We start from the raw sequence: 26747 nt of genomic DNA on the forward strand, positions 1-26747 counted from the left end.
CCCCGCAAGGGGCCGCCGCTCAGAGCAGGTTGCGCAGCGCGGCCTCGACGGCGGCGGCCGTGGCGAGCGGCTTTTCCATCGGAAACAAGTGGCTGCCGTCGAGCATCGCGATGCGGCCCTTGGTGACCTGCTGGGTCATCGCCATGCCCACGCGCTTCATTTCGGCCGACTGGCGCCCGCCGATGAAGGCGGCTTTGCACTTGAGCGGATGGCTGCGCAGCAGCGCGCCCAGGTTGTGGGGCAGGGTGTTGTAGATCGCGGTTTCCACGTCGCGGTCGAAGCTCAGCTCGCGGCTGTCCTCGCCGGCGTTCAGGCCGTCGAAGGTGCCGTGGTCGATGTAGTCGTGCAGCACCTGCTCGTCCCACTTTGCAAAGGCCTTCTTGCTGCGGAAATGCTCGAACACCGCCTCGCGGTGCGCCCAGGTGTTCTTGCGCTTGCGGCTGATGGCGCCGGGCGAAATGCTCTTCATGAGCGGCGTGCGCTTCACCACGTTCAGCGTGTTGGCGCGCCAGCCACCGAGGATGGGCGAATCGATCAGCACCACGCCCTTGGCCAGCGTCGGGTGCAGCGCGGCGCACATCAAACTGAGGAAGCCACCGAGCGAATGGCCGATGAGGAACACCGGGCCGCCCGCGCGGTCGGCGCGCTGCTTTGCAAAGTCGGCCAGCTGCTGCACCAGGTGCGGCCAGTTGTCGGTGACGGGGTACTTCGGGTCGTGCCCGAATTTCTCGATGGCATCGACTTCGAAGCCGCGGTTGCGCAGGCTGTCGAGGACGACGCGATAGGTGCTCGCAGGAAAGCTGTTGCCGTGCGAGAAGACGACGGGCGGCATGGCCATGGCCGGTGCCGCGCTCAGATGAGCTTTTCGTCGGGGGTCGAGATCTTGCGCAGCGGGCTGTGCCGCGTGGCGGGCATCTTCAGCGGATGCTCGGTGGCGCTGTCGTCCCACACCGGGTCTTCGATGCTGTCGAACACTTCGCGCAGCTTCTGGCCCCAGCTGTTGTGCATCATGCGGTAGTAGGGGTTGTCGGCATCGATGCAGATCACGCGGTCGGTTTCGAGCTTGTTGGCTTCGTACACCACCAGGTCGAGCGGCAGGCCGACCGACAGGTTCGACTTCATGGTCGAGTCCATCGACACCAGCGCGCACTTGGCGGCTTCGTCGAGCGGCGTCTCGGGCGTGAGCACGCGGTCGAGCACCGGCTTGCCGTACTTCGACTCGCCCACCTGGAAGTAGGGTGTCTCGGTGGTGGCTTCGATGAAGTTGCCGGCCGCGTAGACCAGGAAGAGGCGCATGCCTTCGCCCTTGACCTGCCCGCCGAAGATGAAGGACACGTTGAAGTCCAGCCCCGCATGCTTGAGCGCTTCGGCATCGCGGTCGTACACATGGCGCACCGCCGAGCCGAGCACGCGCGCGGCATCGAACATGCTCTTGGCGTTCCAGATCGTGATGGGCTCGCCCTGCGTGCCGTCTTCGCGGGTTTCACGAAGCTCTTCGATCTGGAGGATTTCGCGCACCGACTGCGAGATGCTCAGGTTGCCCGAAGACAGCAGCACCATGACGCGGTCGCCCGGCTGCTCGTAGACGATCATCTTGCGGAAGGTGCTGATGTGGTCCACGCCCGCGTTCGTGCGCGAGTCGGAGAGAAACACCAGGCCGGCGTTGAGTTTGATGCCTACGCAATAAGTCATGAGTTCGTCTCGCATGAATCAGGCCCGCTCAGGCGGCACTGCGTTCACGCGTGTTCAGTTTCTGGAGGGCATAGAGCGCGTCGAGGGCCTCGCGCGGACTCATGGTGTCGGGGTCCAACGCGGCCAGCGCGGATTCTACGGCGCTGGTCAGCGGTGTTTCGGCCACCGGAGGGGGCGCAAACAGGTCGACCTGTGCACGAGTTTGCGCATGCTGCGATTCAAGTGCCTCGAGCGCCTGCCGTGCATGGTTGACCACCGCTGCCGGCATGCCGGCGAGGCGTGCCACCTGGATACCGTAGCTCTTGCTGGCCGGGCCGGGCTGCATCTCGTGCAGGAACACGATGTCGCGGCCGGCTTCGGTGGCGCTCACGTGCATGTTCACCGCGCCGTGGTGCGTGGCCGGAAACTCGGTCAGCTCGAAATAGTGGGTGGCGAACAGCGTGAAGGCCTTGCTGCGGTCATGCAGCTGCGCCGCGATGCCTGCGGCCAGCGCCAGCCCGTCGAAGGTGCTGGTGCCACGGCCGATCTCGTCCATCAGCACCAGCGACTGCGCGGTGGCGCTGTGCAGGATCTGCGCGGCCTCGGTCATCTCGAGCATGAAGGTCGACTGCGCATTGGCCAGGTCGTCCGCCGCGCCGATGCGGGTGTGGATCGCGTCGATGGGGCCGAGCCGGCAGGCGGCCGCCGGCACGTGCGAGCCGATGGACGCCAGCAGCACGATGATCGCCACCTGCCGCATGTAGGTCGACTTACCGCCCATGTTCGGGCCGGTGATGACCTGCATGCGCTGTTGCGGTCCGAGTTGCGTGTCGTTGGCGATGAAGCCGCCCGACGACTTTTCGGCCAGCCGGGCCTCGACCACCGGGTGGCGGCCCTGCGAAATCTCGATGCACGGATGCGCCACGAAGGTCGGCGCGCGCCAGTGCAGTGTGTGCGAGCGCTCGGCCAGCGCGCAGAGCGCATCGAGCGTGGCGATGCCGCCGGCCAGCTGCGTGAGCGCGGGCACGGAGGGCTGCAGCGCGTCGAGCAACTGCTCGTAGAGCCACTTCTCGCGGGCCAGCGCGCGGTCTTGCGCGCTCAGGGCCTTGTCCTCGAAGGCTTTCAGCTCGGGCGTGATGAAGCGCTCGGCGTTCTTCAGCGTCTGGCGGCGGCGGTAGTTGTCGGGCACCTTCGAGAGCGCGCTCTGCGTCACCTCGATGTAGAAGCCGTGCACGCGGTTGAACTGCACCCGCAGGTTGCTGATGCCGGTGCGCTCGCGCTCGCTCACTTCGAGCTTGAGCAGGAAGTCGTCGCAGTTCTCGCTGATGGCGCGCAGCTCGTCGAGCTCGGCGTCGTGGCCGGTGGCGATCACGCCGCCGTCGCGCACGAGCGCCGACGGGTCGGGCTTGATCGCGCTGGTCAGCAGATCGGCGCAGCCCGGCGGCGGCGCGAGCCGCTCGGCAATCTGCGCCAGCAGCGCGGCGGACGCGGGCAGAAGGGGTGCGAGCTGTTCCGCTTTCGAGAGCGCCAGGCGCAGCGCCAGCAGTTCGCGCGGCCGCACCTGCCGCAGCGCGATGCGGGCGGCGATGCGTTCCACGTCGCTGGTGTTCTTGAGTTGCTCGCGCAGCGTGCGCCAGGGCGCGGCCGTGCCACCCAGCACCGTGGCCTGCAGCGCGCCGATGGCTTCGAGCCGGGCCTGCGCCTCGGTGCGGTCGCGCCGGGGCGAGAGCAGCCAGCGCTTCACGAGGCGGCTGCCCATGCCCGTCATGCAGGTGTCGAGCAGCGAGAACATCGTGGGCGAGTCTTCGCCGCGCAGCGTCTGCACCAGTTCGAGGTTGCGGCGCGTGGTGGGCGGCAGCTCGATCAGGTCGCCGTCGCGTTCGACCGACAGGCGCTGCACGTGCGACAGGGCCCGGCCCTGCGTGTGCTCTGCATAGCCCAGCAGCGCGGCGGCCGCGGCATGCGCGTTGGTGAGCGACTCGGCGTTCCAGGCGGCCAGGCTGTTGCTGCCCATCTGCTCGCTGAGCTTGCGTTCGCCCAGGCCGCCGTCGAACTGCCAAGCGGGGCGGATCGACAGCGTGAAGGGCGTGGCGGCGCGCGCGGCCTTCAGGCGCTGCTCGAAGGCTGGCGTGACCTCGGCGCTGTAGAGCAGCTCGCTCGGCGCGATGCGGGCGATCCAGGCTTCGAGCGCATCAGCCGGGCATTCGGCCAGCCGCAGTTCGGCGCCGGTTACGCTGAGCCACGCGAGCCCGCAGAAATTGCGCGTACCCGCATGCACCGCGAGCAGCAGCGATTCGCTCTTGTCGTTGAGCAGTTCCGAGTCGGTCAACGTGCCGGGCGTGACCACCCGCACCACCTTGCGCTCGACCGGCCCTTTGCTGGCCCCGACCTCGCCCACCTGTTCGCAGATGGCGACCGATTCGCCCAGCTTGATGAGCCGTGCAAGGTAGGTGTCGACCGCGTGGAAGGGCACGCCGCACATCACCACCGGTTGCCCGGCCGACTGGCCGCGCTGGGTGAGGGTGATGTCGAGCAGACGCGCTGCCTTTTCGGCGTCGGCCCAGAACAGCTCGTAGAAGTCGCCCATCCGGTAGAACAGCAGGGTGTCCGGATGGTTGGCCTTCAGGCCGAGGTATTGCGCCATCATGGGCGTGTGGCCCGAGAAGTCGTTGGCGGAAGGTGCTTGATCGTTCGTGGTTTTCACCGGCACGTCGTTGAGTCCATGGGAGAGAAAAGATGCGCTCGGAAAACCCCGGGGCCGACACATTATCGGGGACGACTGCCCCCGGCCCGGGGGGCGTGGCACCATCGGAAGTTCCAATCCATGTGAACTGTGTGGGGTACCGATGCTGATCAATTGCGTGGCGTATGAAAACGGCGCCAAGCTCGCCGACATTTCGGTCGAGGACATCAGCGACTACATCAGCCGGCCGGGCTGTTTTGTCTGGGTGGCGCTGAGCGATGCCTCGGACGAGGAACTGACCGAGATGCAGCACGAGTTCGGCCTGCATCCGCTGGCGGTCGAAGACGCCCACCATGGCCACCAGCGCCCGAAGGTGGAGGAGTACGGCGATTCGCTCTTCGTCGTCATGCACCTGGTGGAGCCCTCGGCCGAAGGCGAGCACTGCACGAACGTGGGCGAGGTCGACGTGTTCGTCGGCACCAACTACGTGCTGTCGGTGCGCAACCGCAGCAAGCAGGGCTTTCTGGGCGTGCGCGAACGCTGCGAGCGCGAGCCGGACCTGCTGCGCAACGGCGCGGGCTTCGTGCTGTATGCGCTGATGGATGCGGTGGTTGACCGCTACTTCCCAGTGATCGATGCGCTGGAGGTCGAGCTGGAATCCATCGAGCAGCAGATCTTCGGCCAGGGCGGCGCGGCGCGCGACAAGATCAAGCAGCTCTACGACCTGAAGCGGCGCAGCATGATCCTCAAGCGCGCGGTGGCGCCGCTGCTGGAGGCCGCGGGCAAGATGCACGGCGGCCGCGTGCCGCAGATCTGCATGGGCTCGCAGGAATACTTTCGCGACGTGGGCGACCACCTGGGGCGCATCAATGGCTCGATCGATGCCATGCGCGACACCATCGGCACGGCGATCCAGGTGAACCTGTCGATGGTCACGATCGAGGAAAGCGAAGTCACCAAGCGGCTGGCGGCCTGGGCCAGCATCTTCGCGGTGTGCACCGCTTTTGCCGGCATCTGGGGCATGAACTTCGAGAACATGCCGGAGCTGAAATTCCGCTACGGCTATGCAGTGGCGCTGGGGCTGATCGTCACGACCTGCAGCTATCTCTATTACCGGTTCAGGCGCGCGGGCTGGCTTTGACGACGAGCTTGTCGCTGTTGCCGCTAAGTCTCAACTAATAAACATGTAGATAATCAAGTCCCTTATGAAAAGGGACTTCACCCAGCGTTTCGGCTTTCTCCTCAAGAGCGTGGGCAAGCTCTACGGCGAGGAGTTCGACCGCCTTGCGCGCGCGCGCATCGGCCTGACCAGCGCCCAGTTCCGCCTGCTCGGCGCACTGGCCATGCACGACGGCGAAGAGCCGCTGTCGCAGGCTGAACTCGCGCAGCGGCTCGACCTGACTCCAATGGCGGTGGCCGGCCTGTGCGACCGCATGGCCGCGGCCGGCTGGATTCGCCGCGAGCCCAGCCTCACGGACCGCCGCGTCAACAAGATCCACCTGGAGCCCAGCGCCGAGAAGGCGCTCGACGCCGCCCTGGTCATCAGCGACGGGCTCAACGACCGCGTCATGGCGGTGCTGTCGAAACCCGAGCGGGCGCAACTGCTGAGCATGCTCGCCAAACTGCGCGGCAGCCTGATGGACATCACCTCGGGCGGGGAGCCGAAGCCATGAGCGTCGCACCCGGAACCAAGGTGCCGCACCGCGGCATGATCACCATCTCGATCATGCTGGCGACCATCATGCAGGCGCTCGACACCACGATCGCCAACGTCGCTTTGCCCCACATGCAGGGCAGCCTGCAGGCCTCGCAGGACCAGATCACCTGGGTGCTCACCTCGTACATCGTGGCCTCGGCCATCGCGCTGCCGCTGACCGGCTGGCTGTGCGGGCATTGGGGCCGGCGGCGCGTGTTCCTCATCTCGGTGATCGGCTTCACGGTGGCCTCGGCGCTATGCGGCATGGCGACCTCGCTGGTCGGCATCGTGGGCGCGCGGCTGCTGCAGGGCATCTTCGGTGCGGCGCTGGTGCCGCTGTCGCAGGCGGTACTGCTCGACATCAACCCGCGCGAGAAGGTCGGCCAGGCGATGGCCATCTGGGGTGCCGGCATCATGGTCGGGCCCATCCTCGGGCCGCTGCTGGGCGGCTGGCTCACCGAGAACTTCGACTGGCGCTGGGTGTTCTTCATCAACCTGCCGGTGGGCATCTTCGCCTTCTGGGGCATCGCACGTTACCTGCCCGAGAGCCGGCCGCAGGGCGAGAAGCTCGACATCTTCGGCTTCGTCACGCTGAGCCTGGCCATCGGCATGCTGCAGCTCTTCCTGGACCGCGGCGAGCAGCTCGACTGGTTCGACTCGTGGGAGATCAAGCTCGAAGCCGCCGCCGCGCTGGTGGCCTTCGGCTTCTTCGTGGTCCATACGTGGACGGTGCAGGGCGTGTCGTTCTTCGACCGCGACCTGCTGAAAGACCGCAACTTCGTCACCGGCCTGCTGTTTGCCTTCATCGTCGGCATGATCCTGTTCGCGACGATGGCGCTGCTGCCCAACTTCCTGCAGGGGCTGATGGGCTACCCGGTGGTCTACACCGGCGAGGTGACGGCGCCGCGCGGGGTCGGCACGATGATCGCGATGATCATCGTCGGGCGCCTCGTGCAGCGCATCGACGTGCGCGCCATCATGGCCGTGGGCTTTGGCCTCACGGCCTTCTCGCTCTACCAGATGACGCGGCTCACGCTGCAGATGGACAGCACGCTGATCATCGTGTCGGGCTTCATCCAGGGGCTGGGCATCGGCTTCACCTTCGTGCCGCTGTCGACCGCGACCTTCGCGACCCTGGCGCCGCGCCTGCGCAACCAGGGCACGCCGATCTTCAGCCTGCTGCGCAACATCGGCAGCAGCGTGGGCATCTCGATCGTGCAGGCACTGCTGACCGAAGGCTCGAGCAAGGCGCACGCGCAGATCGCTTCGACCGTGGCGCCCGGCAATCAGGCGCTGTCGACGTTGCCGCAGATGATGTCGCCGGACACGATGAGCGGGCTCGCGCTGCTGAACGCCGAGGTCACGCGGCAGGGCGCGCTGATCGGCTACCTGGACGACTTCGCGATCATGATGGTGATCACGCTGCTGGCGATTCCGCTGTTGCTGTTGATCAGGAGTCCGCGGCGCGATGCCGCGGCGTCAGGCCCGGCCGAAGTGCCGCACTGACCTGGGTTTTTCTCCCTCCCCCACTGGGGGAGGGCAGGGGTGGGGGCAAGCGGCGTTCGATAAGGCATTGCGCCGAACAGGCGCCGCCTGCCCCCATCCCAACCTTCCCCCAGAGGGGGAAGGAGCAAGACGGGATCACTCGTCGTGCGAGTCGTGCGTTGCCGCTGCGCCGCGCCGCCAGTAGCCCGACGCACGGGTCCACTTCGGATTGGCACCGCGTTCGCCCACGAGGTGAGCGCGCAGCGCCTTGGCAATCGCCGATTCGCATCCCACCCATGCATGGAAGTCGCCGGCCGGCAGCTTCATCGCCTTCAGCGCATCGACCAGCACGGGGCTCAGCCCTGGCGCCGCGCCGTGCCGGTGCACCCATTGCAGCGTGAGTTCGGCCCGCGTCTCGAACGGAATCTGGTCGGCTTCGCTGTCGACCTCCGCCAGCACGACCGCGCGTGCGCCGGCCGGCAGTTCGGCCAGGCGGCGCGAGATGGCGGGCAGGGCGGTGTCGTCGCCGATCAGCAGGTGCCAATCGAACGCGGTCGGCACGATGAACGAGCCGCGCGGGCCGCCCACGCCGACGATGTCGCCGGGCTTGGCTTGCTCGGCCCATTGCGTGGCCGGGCCGGCTTCGTGCAGCGCGAAGTCGATCTCGAGCGTGCCGGCCTTGGCGTCGTGGCGGCGCGGCGTGTAGTCGCGCATGGTCGGGCGGCCGCTGGCGGGCCACACGGGGCCATCGGGGCCGGCCGTCGGCAGCGTCAACTGGCCGGTGGCCGCATCGGGAAAGAAGATCTTGGCGTGGTCGTCGAAACCGGGGCTGGTGAAGCCCGCGAGGTCGTCGCCTGTCAGCGTGATGCGGATCAGGTGCGGCGTCACGCGCTGCGCGGTTTTCACCGTGAGCTGGCGAAAGCGCAGGTCGTGGCGCACCCGGCGCGGCATGCGGTCAGGAATGATGGTGGTGGATGTGGTGGTGAAGTCGGTCATTTCAGAAGATGTCAGATGCGTTCCAGTTGTTGGGCGGCGCTGTCGAGCACCGCGGCGAAATCGTGGGCTTGTTGTTCGGTGAGGGTCGGGCCCGACAGACGCATGCGCATCGCGAGCTTGAGGTTTTCGATGGCGCGCGTGACCTGCGGCGGGCGGCCGCCGCGCGGGCCGGCGCCGTCGACGCCGCCCGTCATGCGGGCCATCATCGCGTCGGCCATTTCGCGGTTGGCCGCCAGAAATTCCTGGCCGCTCTCCGTGATGCTGTAGCGCTTGCGGCCGCCGTTGTCGGCGGTTTCCACGCTGAGATAGCCGAGTTCTTCGAGCAGCGTGAGCGTGGGGTAGACCACGCCGGGGCTCGGTGCATAGCTGCCGCCAAGGCGGTCTTCGATGGCCTTGATCAGCTCGTAGCCGTGGGCCGGCTTGTCGGCGATGAGTTGCAGCAGCACGAAGCGCAGACCGCCGTGGCCGAACACGCGTCCGCCACCGCCGCCGCCGCCGCCGCGTCCACCGCGATGCCCGCGACCGCCGGTCAGGCCGTCTTCGTGCTCGCCGCGGGCGGCGTGGCAGTGGTGATGGTTGGAGTGGAAATGTCTCATGGTGGAAGTCCTTCTTGATGTGTATCTGAATTATTTTAGATATATCTAAAATAAAGTCAAACCGATAGACATACGTGTGCCTCCACCGGGATGAACGGGCGCTAAGCGGCGACGTTGCTGTTGTTGCTGCTGCTGTGCTGCCGGAGATGTTCCAGCGCCAGCGCCTCCCCGATGTGCGACATCTGGACGGCCGCCGCCTCGGCCGAATCCCGCGCGGCATCGATCACGCGCTCGAACATCTGCGTTTCGTAAGTGGCCACGGCGCTTGCCCAATCGCCTTCCCCGGCAAGCGACGCGGCCAGTTCGACCGCGTCGCGCATCGCGGCGTTCACGCCTTCGCCGCCGAAGGGCGACATCACGTGCGCGGCATCGCCCAGCAGCGTCAGCCCGCGCCGGTGGGTCCAGCAATGGCCGACCGGCAGCGCATGGATGGGACGCGCCAAGAACAGGTCGTTGCTGGCGCGAAAGAGATCGGTGATCGCGTCGTCATAGTCGGCGAACTCTTCGAGCAGGGCGCTTCGCACCGCGGCGGGCGAGGCGAAGTCGAAGCGTTTCGCCGCCCAGTCCGATGGCACCCGAAAGATCGCGTAGCCGCGGATGTGCGCGTTGCCGTTGCGTTGCGCGATGATTTCCTTGCCACCGCCTTCCACCCCCAGCTTGCCCCGTCCGACCAGCCGCGAGAGCGCCGGGTGGCGCGCATCCACATCGTCGATGCCGAACTCGATGAAAGTCAGGCCGCTGTACTGCGGCTTGTAGGGCGACAGAAGAGGGCGCACGCACGACCAGGCGCCGTCGGCACCGACGACCAGGTCGAAGGGGCCGGCCTCGCCCTCGGCGAAGTCGAGGTGCCAGCAGCCATCGTCCCGGCGCTTGAGCGCGCGCAGTGCGCGGCCCCACTGCACGCGCTGTGCCGGCAGCGAGGCAAGCAGCATGTCGCGCAACGCGGTGCGGTCGACCTCGGGGCGGTTGCCGGCGCTGGTGTCGGCCTCTTCGAACAGCAGGTGGCCGGACATGTCCAGCAGGCGCGAGCCCTGGTCGTCGTAGCGCGCGATGCGCTGGAACGCGTCGTCGAGCCCGGCGCGTTGCAGCGCCAGCAGCCCGGAGTCTTCGTGAAGATCGAGCGTGCCGCCCTGCGGTCGAGCGAGCGGGCCTTGATCGCGCTCGAACACGGTGGCGGGAATGCCGGCGAGATGAAGGATGCGCGCCAGCGTGAGCCCGCCGGGGCCCGCGCCGATGATGGCGATGCGTGGATGTGTGTGCATTCTGGATGCTCCAGTAAAAGGATAGGTTCCTATTTATATTAGCATAGGAACCTATGAAGATAGAATGCGGCGCATGACAGAACCCCAAGCCCCCAATCCCTTGAAGCTCATCGGCCAGGCCAACCGCGGGTTCGCGCGGATCGTCGACGGCCGCCTGCGCGAGCTCGGCTTTGCGGTGGGCCAGTTGCCGGTGTTGGTGTCGCTCAAGATACGCAAGGCGCTGTCGCAGGCAGAGCTCGCGCGCATCGCGCAGGTCGAGCAACCCAGCATGGCCCAGCTGCTGACCCGCATGGAGCGCGACGGCCTCGTCGAGCGCGTGGACGACCCGGCGGACAAGCGCAGCCGCCTCATATCGCTGACGCCGCTGGCCGCCAAGCGCCTGCCGAAGGCGAAGGCGCTGATGGACGCGCACACGCAGGAGGCGCTGGCGGGTTTCTCTCAGGCCGAGGTCGAGCAGCTGGCGGCAATGCTGCTTCGGGTCAACGAGAACATCGAGCGCATGGGCGGCGCCTGACGCCGCCCGGCACCGTCAGAGGCCCGGCGCCTCTCCCGCAGCCACGAAGCGCCGCTGGCGCATCCACTTGGTCGCCACCCATTTCTCGCCGCGCAGCACGGCCCCGCCCGCATGCAGCGACGCGTGGTCAACTTGCCCGAGGCTGTTGCAGTACTCGAAGTACACCGCGCTGCCGCGTTGCGGCGACACCGACCATCCGGTTTCCGGGAAGACCGTTTCGCCGCCTTCTTCCACCTCGTTCAGGTAGCTCACGAGCGTGCTCACACGCTGCCCGCTGCGCTCCAGCGAGGCCTGGTTGGCCGCGTTCGACGGCACCAGAAAGTCGAAGTGCGGCATGCTTTGCGCACCGGCCGGGTAGTGCAACACCTGCAAGCCTTCACCGTTTTCCACCGGCAGATTCATCAGCGCCGACACACGCTCGTCGAGCCGCGCGATGAATGCGTTCTCGCGCAGCCGAAAGAACATGCCCAGGCTGCTGCGATGTTCGCCCGCGCGGTCCAGTCCGGTCAGCGGATCGACCGTGGTCGACGGCGTGAGCCGTGGCCTGGCGAGCGCGATCAGCTCTTCGCATTCCTGCGCGCTGAACACGTCGTTCAGCACGGCCATGGCGGGTTGCGCCGCGCGTGCCGCCACGCGCACGAGACGGTCCGGCGTGCGGATCGTCGTGCCCGGTGGCAGCCGCGACGCTTCGTATTGGTACGCCGGTGCCACGGTGACCGAATCGATCGGCACGGGGCTTCCGGTGCGCAGCGCGAACACGAAGGCATCTACGATGGCTTTGGCTGCTTCCGCGGGCATGTCTTGCGCGCGCATTGCCTCGACCACCTGCGCGGGCGTGCCGCCCTGGCGCAGGTTGTGCAGCACCCAGTCACTCAGCGCGGGCGAGAAACGCAGCACCGCATCCATCGGCTCAGATCTCCGCCGGAACCCAGCCGCTTTCGGTGCGCTTGAAGTTCTGCTTCAGCTGCATCGTGCCGGCGCCGCGCACCACGCGGTCGACCATCGGAAAGGCCTTCTGCACGTCGGCGTCGCTCGTCCACGGCGCAGCGTCGATCTTGTAGGTGTAGGTGACCACCACCGCGGACGCGTCCTTGTCGTTCGGGGGGGCTTCCCAGCCGACGATGGTGTCGAGCGTGAGGTGGGCCGCACAGAAGTCGCTTTGAGGCTCGCGCACGTGGAAATACTTCTTGCCTTCCTCGGTCAGCGCATAGCGCGTGACGGTGATCTCGGCGGGCTGTTCGCCTTCCTTGGCATCCTGGACCTTCGCGGTGGATGCACTCACCAGCCCGACACGCTCCAGCACAGGCATCTGCACCGCGTTCCGTGCGCGCGTGCCGGCTTCGCGTTGCGGCACGTCGATGGGCCATTGGGTCTTGCCCAGGCACAGGTCGCCTCTCTTCGCCAGGTATTCGTTCATGGCAACCGTCAGGTTCTGCAGGTTGGCTTCAGGCTGCTTCGGGCCGCAACCGGCGAGCACAGCCAGAGTGGCAACACCCAGTGCGAGGGAGATTTTTTTCTTGTTCATGAAGGAAAGAGAGAAGAGATCAATTGACGCACGCACCCGGCTTCGCGGGCGTCGCGGGTTTCGTGTCCGCGTCGCTCAGGGTGTTTAAAAAGCAGATCAGGTCCGCGATGTCCTGCTCGGACATGGGAGGCGCGGAGCCGGCGGCGCGGCCGTCCATCGGCAACTGCGTGTCGATGTTCGACGCGTAGGCGGCCGGCAGGTCGTTGTACTTCTGCACCTTGCCACCCGTGTATTGCGTGGTGATCAGGCCGTAGGTCGGAAAGCCCGGGTCGTTCGTCGCCTTGGGCGTGCCGCCCACGGTCGGGTACCACAGCTCCGGCTGCGTGTCGCGCGTGTTGTAGAAGCGGATGACCTGTTCCAGCGAATGCATCACGCCGTTGTGGAAGAAGGCCGTGCGCGTTGCCACGTTGCGCATCGTCGGTGCCTTGAACATGCCGCAGAAGCTGTTCGCTGCGTTGGGCGCGGCGGGCACGTGGTCGGTGCGCAGGGGGCCGCACACGCCCATGTCGAAATACTTCAGGTCGTTGTTCGCGGGAATGCCTGCGTTGCGCGGCACGCTGATCGCTTCGTACGAGAAGTCGGTGAACAGCGCCGAGCTGCCGTTCAGGCCCGCACCCTGGTAGTGGCACGACGCGCAGTTGCCCGTGGCCGGATTGGTGAACACCTTCAGGCCGCGCGTTTCCGCTGGCGTGAGCGTGCCGCCGATCTTGTTGGCCGCGTAGAGATCGAACTTGCTGCTGTACGGATGAAAGCTCTTGTCTTCGAGCTGATAGGCCTCGAGGGCCTGCAGTGCATTGGCGAAGGCCGCGTCGCTGTTGTCGAACACCTTGGCGCCGAAGGCCTGGACGATGAGCGGTGCGTAGTCGGCGGCCTGGAGCTTCTTCACCACGTCGGCGCTGCTGGCATTGGCCATTTCGAGCGGATCGAGCAGCGGAATGCGGGCTTGTGCGGCCAGCGTGTCGGCACGGCCGTCCCAGGTGAAGCCGCCACCGGGGCCCGGCACGCTGATGCCGTCGGGGTTGTCCAGCAGGTCGGCGTAGGGCGGCGTGATGTCCTTGTAGCGCAGCGAGGGCACCGCGCGAAGACCGGCCTGGTCCATGTGCACGCCACCAAGCTGCACCGACAGGTCGTTGGCCGGTGCGTAGGCATGCGCCGGGTCGTGGCAGCTGGCGCAAGACATGGCGCCCGAGCCCGAGAGGTTCTTGTCGAAGAACATCTTCTGGCCCACCTGCGCCGAGAGACTCAGGGTGCTGGCTGGCGATGCCGGTGGGGCCGCCGCCGGCGCCGGTGTGCCGCCGGTCGCCGTGGTGCCACCCGGCAGCATGCCAACCGAGCCGCCACCACCGCCGCCGCCGCCACACGCGACGAGCACCGCGCCTGCGATGCCCGCCGCGCCCAGGGCGGCCAGTGCAAACCAGCCCAGACGCGTCACCGCCGGCCCTTTCGGGCCTGAACGGTGTTCCGTCATTGCTTCAGCGACCAGACGTTGAACTGGTTGGCATCCGGTCCGACCTGCGCCGTGGTCGACACGTCACCCGATTGCTTCTGGGCGTAGCTCGCGGGAATCACGAAGGCGTGGTTGATCGGCCGCACGCTGTCGAAGTGCGTGTCGGCGCTGCCCGTGTACTCCGGCAGGTTCAGGATGTTCGCGGCGATGAAGGCCTCGGTGTACTTCGAGCGGTTCATGTACGAGGCATCGTTGGCCGGGTCGGCCAACTGGAACATGTCCTGCAGCGTGCGAACGAACGAGAAGTGGCTGTACGCGTCGCTGTCCGACACGCCCTTGGGTGCGTTGGCCTGGTTGGTCAGGATGCCGAAGATGCTTTCTCCGTGGCCGCGGTTGCCGTTGGTGTAGTTGTTGATCGTGGCATCGACCGACCACGTGCCGTCCGCGTTCTGCTTGAGCGGGTTGGCCTTGGTGCTGTTCGCCACGTTCCAGCCGCAGCAGGAGTTGAAGCCGCTGGTGGCATTGCCTTCGTCGAACATCAGCACGATGGCCACGCGCTTTTGCGGGTTCTGCCACAGCGGCGAAGCCTGGATGCGCTTGACCGTGTAGTCGACGTAGTTGTCGCCGCGCGTGATGATCGGCGAGACGGCGCTGGCCGACACGTTGTTGGCCACGCTGCTGCAGTCGCTCGCCTTGGTGACACCGTCGGTGCCCACCACGGTGATGCCGTGCATGTCGTCGCACTGGTCGGGCACCAGGAAGTTCAGGTTGCCGACATTGCCGCTGGCCAGGTCGGTGCCGAGTTGGTCGTAGTCGTAGCTTGCGGGAATCGTGTAGTCGAGGCTGTTCTTCAGATTGGCATCCCACTGGCCGCCACCCATGGTGCGGTTGCTGTACTTCCACTCGGGTGCGCTGCGCACGTTCTGGTAGGCCATGCCGGGGTGATGCTTGGTCTTGTACAGGCCGGCAGGTAGCGGCAGCGTGAGCGTGGCATTGCCAACCGCCGTGGTGTTGCCGCCCAGGGTGCCTGGCGCGTAGACGTTGTCTTGCGCCGTGACCTTGGCATCGGCCACGCTGTCGGTGCGGAAGTCTTGGCCGGGGTTCATCGACTCGCTGTACGTGCGCCAGGTCAGGCCGGCGTTCGTGATCGCGTTGAAGAGGTTGGGCTTGCCGACGATGTTGTGGTTGACGGCGACCTTCTGCGTGCAGGTCGCGGCGAATGGCGACTTGGAAAGGCCCGGTTGCGTGTTGTCGGGCGTGGGCAGGTCTTGCACTGCATTGGCACCCGTGGCGTCGCAGTTCCACTGGCTGTCGTCGGTGATGCCCCAATCGTCGGCACCGCCCAGCGCCGTGTAGTTAGGCTCGCTGGGGTTGCCCGTGGCGTAGTAGCTCACGAGCTGATTGCCGGCCTTCAGGTAGCCGTTGATCTTGGGCGCGTAGGCCGAGTTCAGGATCGACATCGTGGCCTTGTTTTCCAGCATCACGATGAAGATGTTGTCGTAGCGCGGAATGCCTTCGACGTTGAAGGCGGCCTGCTGCGACTGCAGGAAGGTGATGGGTTTGCGGTTGTCCACGACGGTGGCCGTGGCTGCCGTCACGCCGGCCATGCCGTTCAGGCGCGGATCGCCACCGGGGTTGGCCAGTGCGTCGGGGAACTTGTCGCCGCGGTCCAGCTTGGTGGTGGCGTAGGCGAAGCGGTTGTTCAGCGCATTGGCCTCGTTGAGCAGGGCGGTCTGCACGTTGCCGCTGGCAGTGTTCACGTCGCCGAGCAGCGAGGCGACCGGCACGCCAAGACGCGTGGCCAGGTTCTGCTTTTCGACCGCGTAGGTCGTGCTGTTGGCTTCAATCAGGCGCGCAACTTCGGACGACAGCGGGCTGATCACCACAGCCGTGCCTTGTTCATTCACCTGGTCGAGCGTGACGCGCAACACTTCGCGCGTGGTCACGTTGGTATTGGTAGCCGTGTTCTTTGCGTTGGTGCCGATGTCGGCGATGAGTGCCGAGGCGCTCGGTAGCGACAGGCTGAACTTGCCGTTGGCATCCGTGACAACGGAAGTCTCACCGCTGTCGCAGCGACCGTTGTTGTTGGTGTCCACGCAGACGGTGGCACCGGCGTAGTAGCCGGCATTGATCACCGGATCGGTGCTGCTGCCGGGCTTGAAGGCGCTGGCGGTGAGCACACCGCTGACGGTGACGTTGCTGCTGCTGGGGCCTGCAGGCTGGCTTGGGGGGGAAGGGAGTGCGATGAAGCCCGAGCTGTCGCCACCGCCCCCGCATGCGGCCAGCAGCGACGCTGCAAGCACGGTCAACGTGGGGCACAACAAGCCGGATCTGATTTTTTGAGTGGCTTTCAATGTCTTCTTTCAAAGGTGGGGGAGGGGCGTGTAAGCAGCAGTGCAACAAATGTGTTGCGCCAGTACTGCGGACCGCGAGCTAATCTAGGTTTGCCCTGTGTCAGTCAAAAGGCAAAAGAATTAGCTCTGAATTAGCAAGCATTGCGCTCAGATTGGTGCGAGAAAAATCGCGCGAGCGAGGCTGACTTTCACCTGACTGAAAGGTGCATTCGAACCGCTTCTGCGTTTGATATTTGCGGGGTGGCAGGCCACCGCGCCGTCACGTCATCGCGCACATGGCGTGCGATCAAGATGTGGCGTCACGCGCCTTCACGAGAAGGAGGGCGCAGGTGTTCGGCAATGAGGGATGGCGGGTCACCGCATGGCTGGTTGCGTTGCCCGACCGACCGACCGATCAACGCACCGGCACGGCCTTCTTGCCAACCTGCTCGACCAACACCTTCCTGAGCGCCACGATCTTCGCCTGCGGCGCATCCCTGCGCCAGATCAGCCGCGTCTGCGCATGACGGAACTTCGGGCTCAGCTTGTGCACCCCGAGCCGCGCGCGCTCGGCATACGTGCCGAGCACGCTGGCCGGCACCAGCGCCACGCCCATGCCGATCGCCACGCAACCCAGGATCGCGTGGTACGAGCCCATCTCCACCATCTGCCGTGGCGCGACCCGCGAGCGCGCGAACCAGTCTTCAAAGCGCTTGCGATGCGGGCACCCCGGATGAAAGGCCAGCAGCGCTTTTGTCGCGTCGATGTCGCGCGGCGATGCAATCGGCGGATGCTTCGCTTCAGAGATCAGCACCATCTCTTCTTCATAGACGGGCACCGAGGCCAGCCGCTTGTCCGATGCCGGAATGGCGATGAGCGCCGCGTCGAGTTCGCCGTTGAGCACCTGCCGCGTGTGATCCGTCGGGTCGCCGATATACAGCTCCAGCGTCACGTCGGGGTGCGCGTCGTGGAACACGCCCAGCGGCTGCGGCAGGCGCACTGCCGCCGTGCTTTCCATCGCGCCCAGGCGCAGCACGCCGGAAGGCTGGTCGAGCTTTACCGCTTCGGTTGCTTCTTTCGCCAGGTCGAGCAGGCGGTCGGCGTACTGCAGCAGCACGCGGCCGGCTGGCGCCAGTTGCAGCCGCCGGCCTTCGCGAATGAACAGTGGCGCCGCCAGCTTTTCTTCCAGCGCCTGAATGCGGGCCGTGACGCTCGACTGCGCCCGATGCAGCGATTCCGCCGCGCGAACGATGCCGCCCATTTGCACCACCGCCTTGAAAACCTGCAGGTCGGAGAGTTCCATCGATTCGCCTTGTCCGAACGATTTGTTCTGAATAATTCATTTTATGAGAACACCTGAGTCGCCTAGATTTGATCTCCCCTGAAAGGAAATCATGAAGATAGGTGTGATCGGAATCGGCGTGATGGGCGAACCCATCGCGCGCAACCTGAAGAAGGCCGGGCTCGACGTGACGGTCTTCAGCCGCCGCCCCGAAAGCTGCGAGCCCTTGCGCGAAGCGGGCATTGCCGTCGCGGGCAGTGCGGCGCAAGCCATCGCGGCCAGCGACGCGGCCATCCTGATGCTGCCGGGCCACAAGGAGATCGATGCCGTGCTCGGCCGCGATGCGGACGGGCGCATCGGCATCTCCGTCGAAGGCAAGACCCTCGTCCTCATGGCCACGGTGGCGCCCGCGTATTCGATCGCGCTCGAACGTGCCGTGGTGGCGGCGGGTGCGCGCTATGTGGAGGCGCCCGTCTCGGGCTCGAAGACACCGGCCCAGACAGGCCAGCTCGTCGTGCTGGCCGCGGCGGCCGACCCGATGCAACTCGACGCGCTGCAACCCGCCTTCGATGCCATCGGCAAGCGCACCGTGCGTTGCGGCGCCGTGCCCGGCGCCATGCGGATGAAGCTGGCCAACAACCTGTTGTTGATCGCCAGCTTCGAGGCCATCACCGAGGCCGTGCACTTCGCCGCCGCCATCGGGCTCGACCTGCGGCAGTTCCTCGAAATGGCGCAGGCCGGCCCGCTCGCCAACGACGTGCTGCGCATGAAGGCGCCCAAGCTGTTGACGGACGACTTCGAGCGGCAGGCCGCGATCAGCCAGGCGTTCAAGGACATCGGTTTCGTGTGCGATGAGGCCGAGGCGCTTGGCTTGTGGCTGCCGGCTGCGCGTACCAACCGCGTCGTGTTCGGCGAAGCCATGCGGCGCGGGCAGGCGGATGAGGACGTGATCGGTGTGATCAAGGTGCTGCGCGACGGCATGCCAATGACGGCTAACGCGTAACGCCACCTTCGTTTTCTTCTTCGCCGGTTGCGAGCGCGTTGGTGCTGCACCGGCGGGCGTCTCGGAGAGCGGGGCTCTATGCTCGCCGCTCCGATAGCCCGGCGCCTGGCACTCCCTTCACGATCGCCGGATACTCTTCGCACTACCAACCGACGAGTGAAGCATGCAACTCCTGAAGTCCGGACTCATCCCCTGGTTGCTCCTCGGTGCAACGCCCGTGATTGCGCAAATCAACGCAGGAACTCTGGCACCGACCCCATCGCCGCCGTTCAAGCTCACGAAGGTCGCGCAGTTCGACTTGCCATGGCGCATCGCCTTCCTGCCGGACGGACGCATGCTGATCACCGAGAAGATCGGCAAGCTCTTCCTCGCGACCCAGTCCGGGCAGAAGCTCGAAGTCACCGGGGTGCCGCCGGTGCTGTACGAGAACCAGAACGGCCTGCTCGGCGTCTACCTGTCCCCGTCGTATTCGAGCGATGGCGCGATCTACCTGACCTATTCGGAGCCCGGCCAAGAGCGGGGCACCTCGAGCCCGGCGCTCGCGCGTGCGACGCTCAAGATCGGCGCCGGCACCGCCTCGCTGGAGGACCTGAAGGTCATCTGGCACGACCCGATCAAGGGCAAGGGCGGCCAGGTCGGCGCCGCCGTGGCCTTTTCGCCAGACCAGAAGCTTCTCTTTCTCACGGCCGGCGACCGACAGCGCTTCACCCCTGCGCAGGACCCGAACCAGCCGGCCGGCAAGATCCTGCGATTGACCCTCGACGGCAAGCCCGCACCCGGCAACCCCATGGAGGGCAAGACCGGCGCACGATCGGTTCCGGTGATCGATCCACCAAGGGATACGGAGGCCGCCAAGACCGCGCCGGTGGTGCGCACCTATGTTTTTGATGGTCCCAACCTGACACCGTCCGAGATATGGTCCTCGGGGCATCGCACGCCCTACGGCCTTGCGTTCGCGCCCGATGGTCGCCTTTGGGAGCTCGAGCATGGGCCGCGTGGCGGCGACGAACTCAACCTCATCGAGCCGGGCAAGAACTACGGTTGGCCGCTCGTCTCCTATGCGGTGAACTACGACGGCGTGCCCATTGCCAGCCCCGACACGCGCCCCGACCTCGCCAAGCCCGTCATCTATTGGACGCCTGTCCTCGCGCCCGGCAACCTGATGTTCTACAGCGGCGCGATGTTTCCGAAATGGAAGGGCTCGGCGTTCGCGACCGGCCTCGTGAGCCGTGCCTTGCACCGGATCGAGGTGCACGGCGCGATCGCGACGCCGGCGGAGCACTGGACGGTCGGCTTTCGCGTCCGCGCCGTCGAGCAGGCACCGGATGGCGCGCTGTGGCTGATCGAGGACGACCGCGAGGGCGGCTTGTATCGGCTCACGCCGAAGTAGTCACGTCAAGGTATCGCCTACGGGCTGGGCCTGCCCGGGGCACCGCAGCGCCCGGGCAAGTTCACCAGCCGATTTGCATTGCTGCGATCAGGCCAGTGCGGTGCTGAATGTCGCCAGCAGACGCGTCCAGGCGCGTTCGGCCTGGGCTGCGTCGTAGACCCGTGTGTCGGGCGGGCACCAGCCGTGGGCTGCCGGGTACACCTCCACTTCGGCCGACAGCTTCGCGCTGTCGAACGCGGCGCGCAGCGCGACCTTGGCTTCGGGGTCCTTGGCGTCGTCGTTCTCGGCCACGGCAATCAGGTAGCGTGCCTGTGTCTGGGCCACCAGGCGATGGGGGCTGTCGGGCGCTGCGGTCACCATGGCGGCGCCGTGGAAGGTTCCGACCGCGCCCACGCGGCCAGGGGCCGCGGTGGCGGTGCGCACAGCGATGGGGCCGCCCATGCAATAGCCGGTGGTACCCAGCTTGCGCGCCTTGTCCACCTCCCGTTGGGCATCGAGCCAGGTCACGAAGGCCTTGCCGTCGCTCAGGTGCATGGCTGGTGTCAGGGCCTGCATCAGCGGCATCACCTCGGCGATGGGCGTCTGGCCGCCCTGTGCTGCAGTGGGCGCTTTCTTCTGCCTGTAGAAGGGGTTCACCACCAGCACGCTGTAGCCCGATTCGGCCAGCCGCCGCCCCATTTGCCTGAAGGCCGGGCGAAGGCCGAACACGTCGGGCCACACCAGCACGCCGGGTGCGGGCCCCGACGTGGGTGCGACAAAGTACGCGTCGCAAGTGCCATCTGCCGTGGCGATGCTCACCTCGCGCTCCGCAACAGCCACGGCGTTGGCCACACTGGGCAACGCGGTCAGCAGTCCGGCGGATGCGGCCAACGTACCGAAGTCGCGGCGGGTGTACTTCTTGAGTTCTTCCTGGTCGTTCAGATCACACACGGTGGGTTTACCTCATAAGGAAAGGAACAAGTCGAGCGTCAGCTTGTGCCACGGATCGGGATGGCTAGCAAGCAGATGGGTTTTTGCCCCTGATGCTCGGCGTCTCAAAGGCATTCAAAGAACCCCAAACCACTCGGGCAAAAAATGGGACACGAAGACGCCCGATTGCGCGCAACCCATGGGGCCAAACGACCGCTCGATGCCGCTCCGAGTGAGGATGCCCGCCGATAACAGCTGAGCATCAGCAGGCGAAAATCGCCCATGCCCAAGTCTGCCGCTCCGCTCTATCCGACTCTCTCTCCAAGCTCCCGTGACACCCACTGAACTCAAGGGCTTCATCCTCACGCGCCACTGGCGGGATGCTCCCGCCGGCACGGAGATCGAGTATTGGCTGGCAACCGACGCGGGGCCAAGAAAAGTGGTCCTGAACTCCCGCAGCAGCGTTGCGTTCGTCGCCAACCGGCACAGGGCCGCAGTCGAAGCGCATCTCGCGGCCATGCCGGGCGTGCAGCTGCGTGAGCTCGAGCTCAAGACCTTCCATCAGGAAGCCGTCTTCGGTGTCTACGCGAAGCACTTTCGCCAACTCGGCCGGTTGGCACGCACGCTCCAGGCGCAGGGCATTCCTCTGCTCGAAGCCGACGTGCGCCCACATGACCGCTACCTGATGGAACGCTTCATCACCGCCGGCGTTCTGGTGGAAGGAGGGCAGGCAGAGCGCGCCACCATCGTCGACTGCAGGCTCAAGCCCGCGCCCGAATTCCGGCCGACGTTGAAGGTCGTGTCACTGGACATCGAGACCAGCCAGCACGAAGCGCTCTATTCCATTGCGTTGGACGGCATGCAGGAGCGCGTCGTCTTCATGCTGGGCGAAGCGCCACCGGAGCCGCAAACCGAGTCGAACGAGCCCATGGCCTTCTCGCTCATTTATTGCCCGACCCGCAAGGCCATCATCGAGAGGCTCAACGACTGGTTCGAGCGGAACGACCCGGACGTGCTCATCGGCTGGAACGTCATCCAGTTCGACCTGCGCGTGCTTCAGAAGACAGCCAACGACTGCGGCGTGCAACTCCTCTTGGGCCGGGAGCGTCGCCCCATCGAATGGCGAACCCATCCGGGCAAGCAGGGCTACCTGTTCGCACCCACACCGGGCCGGGTCATCATCGATGGCATCGACGCACTCAAGGCCGCGGTGTGGAGCTTTCCGTCCTTCAGCCTCGAGACCGTCTCGCAAGCGCTGCTGGGCGAGGGCAAGGCCATCGGCGACGAGTACGACAAGATGGCGGAGATCGAGCGGCGGTACCAGGAAGACAAGCCTGCGCTTGCGCTCTACAACATCCGCGACTGCGAGTTGGTCCTGCGCATCTTCGACAAGGCGAAGCTGCTGCAATTCGCGATGGAGCGGGCCCAGACCACAGGCCTGCAGATCGACCACTTCGGCGGCTCCATCGCCGCGTTCAGCCACCACTACCTGCCGCGAATGCATCGCCTGGGCTACGTGGCGCCCAATGTAGGCGAGATTCCGAGCAAGGCCTATCCCGGCGGGTACGTGATGGACTCGAAGCCGGGGTTCTATGACTCCGTCGTGGTGCTGGACTACAAGAGCCTCTACCCCTCGATCATCCGGACCTTTCTTGTCGATCCGGTGGGCCTCGTCGAGGGCACGAACGCCAGCGACTCGACCGTGCTCGTCAAGGGACCACAGGGGACCGTCTTCTCGCGCGACAAGCACTGCCTGCCGGAGATCGTGACCACGCTTTGGCGCGCACGGGACGAGGCCAAGCGGGCGAAGAACGAGCCGCTGTCCCAGGCGCTGAAGCTGCTCATGAACTCTTTTGCCGGTGTGCTGGGTGCGTCCGAGTGCCGGTTCTTCAATCCCAAACTGGTGTCTGCCGTCACCCTTCGTGGGCACGAAATGATGAGGCTCACGCGTGAATTCGTGGAGAAGCGGGGTTATGAGGCCATCTACGGCGACACCGATTCCATCTTCATCTGGCTCAGGCGCACCCACACCAACGAAGAGGCGCATGCCGTCGCGGCAAGCCTGGCGGTTGATATCAATGACTGGTGGATGCGCACGCTGCGCGAGGAGCAGGGCCTGCAGAGCTTTCTGGAAATCGAGGTCGATACCCACTACAGAAAGTTCTTCATGCCCACCATTCGCGGCTCGGAGGTCGGCAGCAAGAAGCGCTACGCGGGCCTGAGTGCGGATGCCACGGGCAAGGAGGAGATGGTCTACCGCGGCCTCGAGATGGCCCGCAGCGACTGGACCCCTTTGGCGCGCCAGTTCCAGGAGGGGCTGCTGTCACGCATCTTTCAAGGCGAGCCCTACAAGGAGTTCGTGACCGACTACGCGAGATCGACGCTGGCTGGCGCCAAGGATGACCTGCTCGTCTACCGGAAGCGCCTGCGCCATCAACTCGATGCCTACCTGGTCAACGTGCCTCCGCAGGTCCGGGCCGCTCGCATCGCCGACGAACACAACGGACGGATCGGCCGGCCCAAGCAGTATCAGAAAGGCGGCTGGATTCAATACGTCATGACCCAGAACGGACCAGAGCCGCTGGAAACCCGCCATTCGCGCATTGACTACGAACACTATCTGACCAAGCAGCTTCAGCCACTTGCCGATGCCATTCTTCAGCCGATTGGAGAAAGCTTCATGGCTTTGACGACGTCGCAGCGGGGGCTCTTTTAGCTGAGACTGAATGGCTGCTGTCCAGCCTGTCTCTGGCTGAAGAACGATGGGTCTGTCTCTTGCCTGCGTAGACAGCAACTAGGTATGGTCAAGTAAAGATCGGCCACGCCAAGACCACTTTCTTTCTAGCCTCTCGTTGGCTCCGACACATCCCTGTTGATGTTGTCGACCACAAGCAGCGTGTCGTGGTGCGTGATCTGCACCTCGCTCCCATAAACCTCTTTGACACGGGCTTGGTACTCGGCGCCATGCCAGTGCTTGGCGGCTTCCAGCGTCTTCCAAACGTACACGCCGCCGCCCACATTCCTCGTTTCATCGAAGAAGTAGAACTTGTAGACGAGGTCCTCGTTTGTCGACCAGGCAGAGGCCGTCTGTCTGTATTTGGCGAGGAGCTCGTCGCGCGAGATGCCTGCTGGCAGGTCGAAGTAAATGGTCTCGGTGATCACAGTGGTTTCCCTTCGAAAGCACAAGAACGAAAGCCACTTCGATGCTAGCGCGCTGAGGTCAACCTACGAATTTGCTATGAGACTTCGCGCCTCATGCCCGCTTCGGTCGAAGGTCGAAACGTACATCCGGTTAGGGCCCGGACGCGACAGTCGAACGTCGTGACTAAAGGACAGCAATCAATCCCGAGCCGTCAGTCGAAGACAACCACATTGCCAGATCCACTCGGCTGCGCCCGTTCGAAGACCGTGACCGCGCAGTCCATCGCCACGCACAACCCGGTACCCTCGCGATCGAGACCATGGAGCCACGCTTCGCCATGTCAACTCGCCAGCAACCGTCCATTGAAAAGAATATGCAGCGTCCGAACCACCAACACCAGAAGCGCCGCAGTTAGAGCCACCAGCGACACCCCCGCCAGCAGCCTCAATGGCAATGTCGGATGCACAGACGCGTACTTCAACGCTGCATTCACCATCGCAGCCAGCGGAAAGCTGATCGCCCACCATCCCGCCCCAAACGGCACGCTCCTGCGAAACACCTTCGGCGCAAGCACCACGAACAGAAACAGACCGAAGTAAAACAGCAGTCCCGCGAATTGATCCACCTGCCCCGTGAGGTTGGTGTATGCCGTGAACCCGACCTCAAACGGCGCGACAAGAATCATCAGCGAAGGCGTCATCGCAGGCGCAAGCGGCTCGTGCTGGATCAACCGCGTGCAGATCATCGTGAACATCACGAGCGCGAGCACCGAGCCCACCGCAATTGACAGCAGCAGCACCTCGCCGGCCCAGGCCATGGGCCCGTGGCTGCCCGTGACCACGATGTCGAGCGCGGCGACGCCCGGAATGATCCACGCAGGCACCGCGTGCTTCGGGTCGCCGTTGCCACCGAGCAGCCGCGAGACGACATGCAGGGCCAGCAGCAGCGTGACAACGGTGCCGATGGTCCAGAGCACGCGGCCGAGCGTGCTGTCGTACACGCCCAGCACGGCCGATTGCAGCAGCAGTGCAATGGCGATGGTGCCGAAGAAGTTGCCGGCGATCGGGTGATGAAACTCGGCCTTCACGGCGGTCGGGTGCCGCAGCAGCTTGGCGCCATACCCGATGGCGAGCACGAGGAAGACGAAGGTGGCGAAGACCCCGATCACATCGGCCATCACTCGGCTGACGCCGAATGCGGTGTGCGCAAAACGCCAGCCCATGGCAAGGCCCGAGAGGCCCATCACGGCCGCGAACAGATTGACGGGAAGGTTCTTGATGGACGCTCCGACAGGGCGGGCGTCCACTGTGCCGAGAGGCAAGGAAGTGGCAGGCAGCGTGGCCTGCTGCATAGCGGCATGGGTCGTCATGCGCGCCAGTTTCGCTTGCGGTTGCCTGGCCGATATGGCTGTGCAACGGCGTTTTCTGCCAAATCCCCGCGTTGTCGGCCATGCGCGCCGCAGCCCTTGAGCGGGCCCGGCGCGCGGTGCCGCGTCAACGCTGCGGCATGTCCTTGACCGAGTAACCCAGGCTCACCGTCGCATCGTCCGGAATCGCGGGCATCGTCGCATTCCACGCGAGCCAGTCGGCACGCATGGCGGCCAGCCGCTCGGGCTGCTTCTTGCCCAGGTTGGCACGCTCGCGCTCGTCCGCCGGAATGTTGAACAGGTACTCGTTGCCGTCGACCTGCAGGTACTTCCAGTCGCCGTCGCGCAGCGCCTGCTGGCCGCGGTGATTCATGCGCCAGTGCAGCGGCCGGCGAAAGCTGTGCGTCGCGTCTTTCAGCACGGGCATCAGCGACACGCCATCGAGCGGATAGGCCGCATCGGGCTTCACGCCGGCTGCGTCGAGCATGGTGGCCGACCAGTCCATGGTCATGCACAGCTGCGCGCTCTCGCCGCCCTTGGCGATCACGGCGGGCCAGTGCGCGATCCATGGCACGCGGATGCCGCCTTCGGTCAGGTCCATCTTGCCGCCGACCAGCGGCCAGTTGTCCGAGAAGCGCTCGCCGCCGTTGTCGCTGGTGAACACCACGAGGGTGTTGTCGGCCATGCCGTGCTTTTGCAGCGCGGCCATGATCCAGCCGATGCCTTCGTCCATGTGATGGATCATGCGGCGGTACACGTGGATGTTGCCGCCGGCCAGGTCGAACAGGTTGTCCTTGATGGCCGGTGCCTTCTCCGCGTCGTCGCGGGTTTCCCAGGGCCAGTGCGGGGCGGTGTAGTGCAGGCTCAGGAAGAAGGGCGCCTCCTGCTTCGCCATGCGCTCCACGTAGTCGACGGCGCGTTTGGAAAGGATGTCGGTGAGGTAGCCGTCTTCCTTCTTGTCCTCTTCGCCGAACCACAGGTCGTGCTGGCCGGTGGAGTCGCAGTGGGTGAAGTAGTCGACGCCGCCCGACATGGGGCCGAAGAACTCGTCGTACCCCGAGCGCAGCGGCCCGAAGCTGGGCGGGTAGCCCAGGTGCCACTTGCCGATGAGCGCGGTCTGGTAGCCGCCGGCCTTGAGCAGCGACGGCAGGGTGGGGTGGTCGGTCGGCAGGCCCAGCGTGGTGCTGCCGCGGCTGCTGCTGCGGATGGGCTCTTCGGCCGCGCCGCGCAGGCGGTACTGGTAGCGTGCGGTCATCAGCGCGAAGCGCGTGGGCGAGCACACGGGCGAATTCGCATAGCCCTGGGTGAGCTTCAGGCCGTTGGCGGCCAGCCCGTCGAGCACGGGCGACACGGGGCCGAACACGGCATCGCGGCCGCCGTAGCAGCCAAGGTCGGCGTAGCCGAGGTCGTCGGCCACGATGAAGATGATGTTGGGTCTGGTCATATC

22 protein-coding genes are annotated in these 26747 nt (G+C 65.7%); 7 read left to right on the plus strand and 15 right to left on the minus strand.

Annotation, left to right across the window (positions count from 1 at the left end; genetic code table 11):
• Positions 1 to 19 precede the first annotated feature (19 nt).
• From BLQ28_RS11505 to mutS, 3 genes are read right to left on the minus strand one after another with little or no spacing between them, the layout of a single operon-like run.
• Entirely contained in the window at positions 20 to 838 is an 819-nt protein-coding gene (locus tag BLQ28_RS11505; protein ID WP_176801067.1) for an alpha/beta fold hydrolase, read from the minus strand.
• 14 nt (positions 839 to 852) lie between these two features.
• Positions 853 to 1692 (minus strand): proteasome-type protease, encoded by an 840-nt coding sequence (locus tag BLQ28_RS11510; protein ID WP_093239161.1) that lies wholly within the window; start codon positions 1690 to 1692, stop codon positions 853 to 855.
• Positions 1693 to 1720: 28 nt separating this feature from the next.
• Positions 1721 to 4318, minus strand: coding sequence for a DNA mismatch repair protein MutS (gene mutS, locus BLQ28_RS11515; RefSeq protein ID WP_256327266.1), 2598 nt, complete (start codon positions 4316 to 4318; stop codon positions 1721 to 1723).
• 199 nt (positions 4319 to 4517) lie between these two features.
• Here mutS and BLQ28_RS11520 point away from each other — a divergent pair, with 199 nt between their 5' ends.
• The 3 genes from BLQ28_RS11520 to BLQ28_RS11530 all read left to right on the plus strand — a co-directional run bounded on the left by BLQ28_RS11520 (position 4518) and on the right by BLQ28_RS11530 (position 7556).
• A complete protein-coding gene (locus tag BLQ28_RS11520; RefSeq protein WP_093239162.1) occupies positions 4518 to 5495 on the plus strand; it encodes a magnesium and cobalt transport protein CorA in 978 nt (325 codons plus the stop codon).
• 64 nt (positions 5496 to 5559) lie between these two features.
• Positions 5560 to 6027 (plus strand): MarR family winged helix-turn-helix transcriptional regulator, encoded by a 468-nt coding sequence (locus BLQ28_RS11525; RefSeq protein WP_093239164.1) that lies wholly within the window; start codon positions 5560 to 5562, stop codon positions 6025 to 6027.
• Positions 6024 to 7556, plus strand: coding sequence for a DHA2 family efflux MFS transporter permease subunit (locus BLQ28_RS11530; protein ID WP_093239165.1), 1533 nt, complete (start codon positions 6024 to 6026; stop codon positions 7554 to 7556). Before BLQ28_RS11525 ends, BLQ28_RS11530 begins: the two co-directional genes overlap by 4 nt.
• A 135-nt stretch (positions 7557 to 7691) precedes the next feature.
• Here the strand turns inward: BLQ28_RS11530 and BLQ28_RS11535 are convergent, their stop codons facing one another.
• The 3 genes from BLQ28_RS11535 to BLQ28_RS11545 form a co-directional block, all read right to left on the minus strand.
• A complete protein-coding gene (locus BLQ28_RS11535; RefSeq protein ID WP_093239167.1) occupies positions 7692 to 8531 on the minus strand; it encodes a siderophore-interacting protein in 840 nt (279 codons plus the stop codon).
• 11 nt (positions 8532 to 8542) lie between these two features.
• The gene (locus BLQ28_RS11540; RefSeq protein WP_093239168.1) at positions 8543 to 9127 is read right to left on the minus strand and encodes a PadR family transcriptional regulator; all 585 of its coding nucleotides are present in this window, start codon (positions 9125 to 9127) and stop codon (positions 8543 to 8545) included.
• A gap of 101 nt (positions 9128 to 9228) precedes the next feature.
• Positions 9229 to 10389: an FAD-dependent oxidoreductase gene (locus BLQ28_RS11545; RefSeq protein WP_093239170.1), complete on the minus strand. Its 1161-nt coding sequence runs from the start codon at positions 10387 to 10389 to the stop codon at positions 9229 to 9231.
• 73 nt (positions 10390 to 10462) lie between these two features.
• Here BLQ28_RS11545 and BLQ28_RS11550 point away from each other — a divergent pair, with 73 nt between their 5' ends.
• Positions 10463 to 10903: a MarR family winged helix-turn-helix transcriptional regulator gene (locus BLQ28_RS11550; RefSeq protein WP_256327249.1), complete on the plus strand. Its 441-nt coding sequence runs from the start codon at positions 10463 to 10465 to the stop codon at positions 10901 to 10903.
• Positions 10904 to 10918: 15 nt separating this feature from the next.
• On the opposite strand, the gene BLQ28_RS11555 is transcribed toward BLQ28_RS11550, so the two are convergent.
• From BLQ28_RS11555 to BLQ28_RS11575, 5 genes are all read right to left on the minus strand, one after another.
• Positions 10919 to 11809 carry a 2OG-Fe(II) oxygenase gene (locus tag BLQ28_RS11555; protein ID WP_093239173.1) on the minus strand — a complete coding sequence of 297 codons (891 nt, stop codon included), beginning with the start codon at positions 11807 to 11809 and terminating at the stop codon, positions 10919 to 10921.
• Between the two features lie 4 nt (positions 11810 to 11813).
• Positions 11814 to 12428 (minus strand): hypothetical protein, encoded by a 615-nt coding sequence (locus BLQ28_RS11560; RefSeq protein WP_093239175.1) that lies wholly within the window; start codon positions 12426 to 12428, stop codon positions 11814 to 11816.
• A 19-nt stretch (positions 12429 to 12447) separates the two neighbouring features.
• On the minus strand, positions 12448 to 13896 hold the full coding sequence (locus BLQ28_RS11565; protein WP_093239176.1) for a cytochrome-c peroxidase: 1449 nt from the start codon (positions 13894 to 13896) through the stop codon (positions 12448 to 12450).
• Positions 13893 to 16199 (minus strand): phosphoesterase, encoded by a 2307-nt coding sequence (locus BLQ28_RS11570; protein ID WP_093239178.1) that lies wholly within the window; start codon positions 16197 to 16199, stop codon positions 13893 to 13895. The genes BLQ28_RS11565 and BLQ28_RS11570 overlap by 4 nt, the downstream gene beginning before the upstream one ends.
• A 424-nt stretch (positions 16200 to 16623) precedes the next feature.
• Positions 16624 to 17511: a LysR family transcriptional regulator gene (locus BLQ28_RS11575; RefSeq protein ID WP_093239180.1), complete on the minus strand. Its 888-nt coding sequence runs from the start codon at positions 17509 to 17511 to the stop codon at positions 16624 to 16626.
• Positions 17512 to 17602: 91 nt separating this feature from the next.
• On the opposite strand from BLQ28_RS11575, the gene BLQ28_RS11580 reads away from it, so the two are divergent.
• A complete protein-coding gene (locus tag BLQ28_RS11580; protein WP_093239182.1) occupies positions 17603 to 18493 on the plus strand; it encodes an NAD(P)-dependent oxidoreductase in 891 nt (296 codons plus the stop codon).
• A 163-nt stretch (positions 18494 to 18656) separates the two neighbouring features.
• Positions 18657 to 19883, plus strand: a complete 1227-nt coding sequence (locus tag BLQ28_RS11585) for a PQQ-dependent sugar dehydrogenase (RefSeq protein ID WP_093239183.1) — start codon at positions 18657 to 18659, stop codon at positions 19881 to 19883.
• Positions 19884 to 19970: 87 nt separating this feature from the next.
• On the opposite strand, the gene BLQ28_RS11590 is transcribed toward BLQ28_RS11585, so the two are convergent.
• Positions 19971 to 20813, minus strand: a complete 843-nt coding sequence (locus BLQ28_RS11590; protein WP_093239185.1) for a dienelactone hydrolase family protein — start codon at positions 20811 to 20813, stop codon at positions 19971 to 19973.
• A gap of 310 nt (positions 20814 to 21123) precedes the next feature.
• On the opposite strand from BLQ28_RS11590, the gene BLQ28_RS11595 reads away from it, so the two are divergent.
• A complete protein-coding gene (locus BLQ28_RS11595) occupies positions 21124 to 23508 on the plus strand; it encodes a DNA polymerase II (protein ID WP_093239186.1) in 2385 nt (794 codons plus the stop codon).
• A gap of 125 nt (positions 23509 to 23633) precedes the next feature.
• Here BLQ28_RS11595 and BLQ28_RS11600 read toward each other — a convergent pair whose 3' ends face one another.
• From BLQ28_RS11600 to BLQ28_RS11610, 3 genes are all read right to left on the minus strand, one after another.
• On the minus strand, positions 23634 to 23954 hold the full coding sequence (locus tag BLQ28_RS11600; RefSeq protein ID WP_093239188.1) for a YdhR family protein: 321 nt from the start codon (positions 23952 to 23954) through the stop codon (positions 23634 to 23636).
• Positions 23955 to 24274: 320 nt separating this feature from the next.
• A complete protein-coding gene (locus BLQ28_RS11605) occupies positions 24275 to 25303 on the minus strand; it encodes an SLAC1 anion channel family protein (RefSeq protein ID WP_256327250.1) in 1029 nt (342 codons plus the stop codon).
• Positions 25304 to 25427: 124 nt separating this feature from the next.
• A complete protein-coding gene (locus BLQ28_RS11610; protein ID WP_093239191.1) occupies positions 25428 to 26744 on the minus strand; it encodes a sulfatase family protein in 1317 nt (438 codons plus the stop codon).
• Positions 26745 to 26747 lie beyond the last annotated feature (3 nt).

The organism is Variovorax sp. EL159, assembly GCF_900100965.1.
In the GTDB taxonomy this organism is placed as follows: domain Bacteria; phylum Pseudomonadota; class Gammaproteobacteria; order Burkholderiales; family Burkholderiaceae_C; genus Variovorax.

Coding starts and splice junctions, on each gene's coding strand:
- BLQ28_RS11550 (WP_256327249.1), top strand. CDS start 10,463: ATGACAGAACCCCAAGCCCCCAATCCCTTGAAGCTCATCGGCCAGGCC.
- BLQ28_RS11580 (WP_093239182.1), top strand. CDS start 17,603: ATGAAGATAGGTGTGATCGGAATCGGCGTGATGGGCGAACCCATCGCG.
- BLQ28_RS11585 (WP_093239183.1), top strand. CDS start 18,657: ATGCAACTCCTGAAGTCCGGACTCATCCCCTGGTTGCTCCTCGGTGCA.
- BLQ28_RS11520 (WP_093239162.1), top strand. CDS start 4,518: ATGCTGATCAATTGCGTGGCGTATGAAAACGGCGCCAAGCTCGCCGAC.
- BLQ28_RS11560 (WP_093239175.1), bottom strand. CDS start 12,428: ATGAACAAGAAAAAAATCTCCCTCGCACTGGGTGTTGCCACTCTGGCT.
- BLQ28_RS11605 (WP_256327250.1), bottom strand. CDS start 25,303: ATGACGACCCATGCCGCTATGCAGCAGGCCACGCTGCCTGCCACTTCC.
- BLQ28_RS11575 (WP_093239180.1), bottom strand. CDS start 17,511: ATGGAACTCTCCGACCTGCAGGTTTTCAAGGCGGTGGTGCAAATGGGC.
- BLQ28_RS11565 (WP_093239176.1), bottom strand. CDS start 13,896: ATGACGGAACACCGTTCAGGCCCGAAAGGGCCGGCGGTGACGCGTCTG.
- BLQ28_RS11535 (WP_093239167.1), bottom strand. CDS start 8,531: ATGACCGACTTCACCACCACATCCACCACCATCATTCCTGACCGCATG.
- BLQ28_RS11540 (WP_093239168.1), bottom strand. CDS start 9,127: ATGAGACATTTCCACTCCAACCATCACCACTGCCACGCCGCCCGCGGC.
- BLQ28_RS11525 (WP_093239164.1), top strand. CDS start 5,560: ATGAAAAGGGACTTCACCCAGCGTTTCGGCTTTCTCCTCAAGAGCGTG.
- BLQ28_RS11505 (WP_176801067.1), bottom strand. CDS start 838: ATGGCCATGCCGCCCGTCGTCTTCTCGCACGGCAACAGCTTTCCTGCG.
- BLQ28_RS11555 (WP_093239173.1), bottom strand. CDS start 11,809: ATGGATGCGGTGCTGCGTTTCTCGCCCGCGCTGAGTGACTGGGTGCTG.
- BLQ28_RS11530 (WP_093239165.1), top strand. CDS start 6,024: ATGAGCGTCGCACCCGGAACCAAGGTGCCGCACCGCGGCATGATCACC.
- BLQ28_RS11610 (WP_093239191.1), bottom strand. CDS start 26,744: ATGACCAGACCCAACATCATCTTCATCGTGGCCGACGACCTCGGCTAC.
- BLQ28_RS11545 (WP_093239170.1), bottom strand. CDS start 10,389: ATGCACACACATCCACGCATCGCCATCATCGGCGCGGGCCCCGGCGGG.
- BLQ28_RS11510 (WP_093239161.1), bottom strand. CDS start 1,692: ATGACTTATTGCGTAGGCATCAAACTCAACGCCGGCCTGGTGTTTCTC.
- mutS (WP_256327266.1), bottom strand. CDS start 4,318: ATGATGGCGCAATACCTCGGCCTGAAGGCCAACCATCCGGACACCCTG.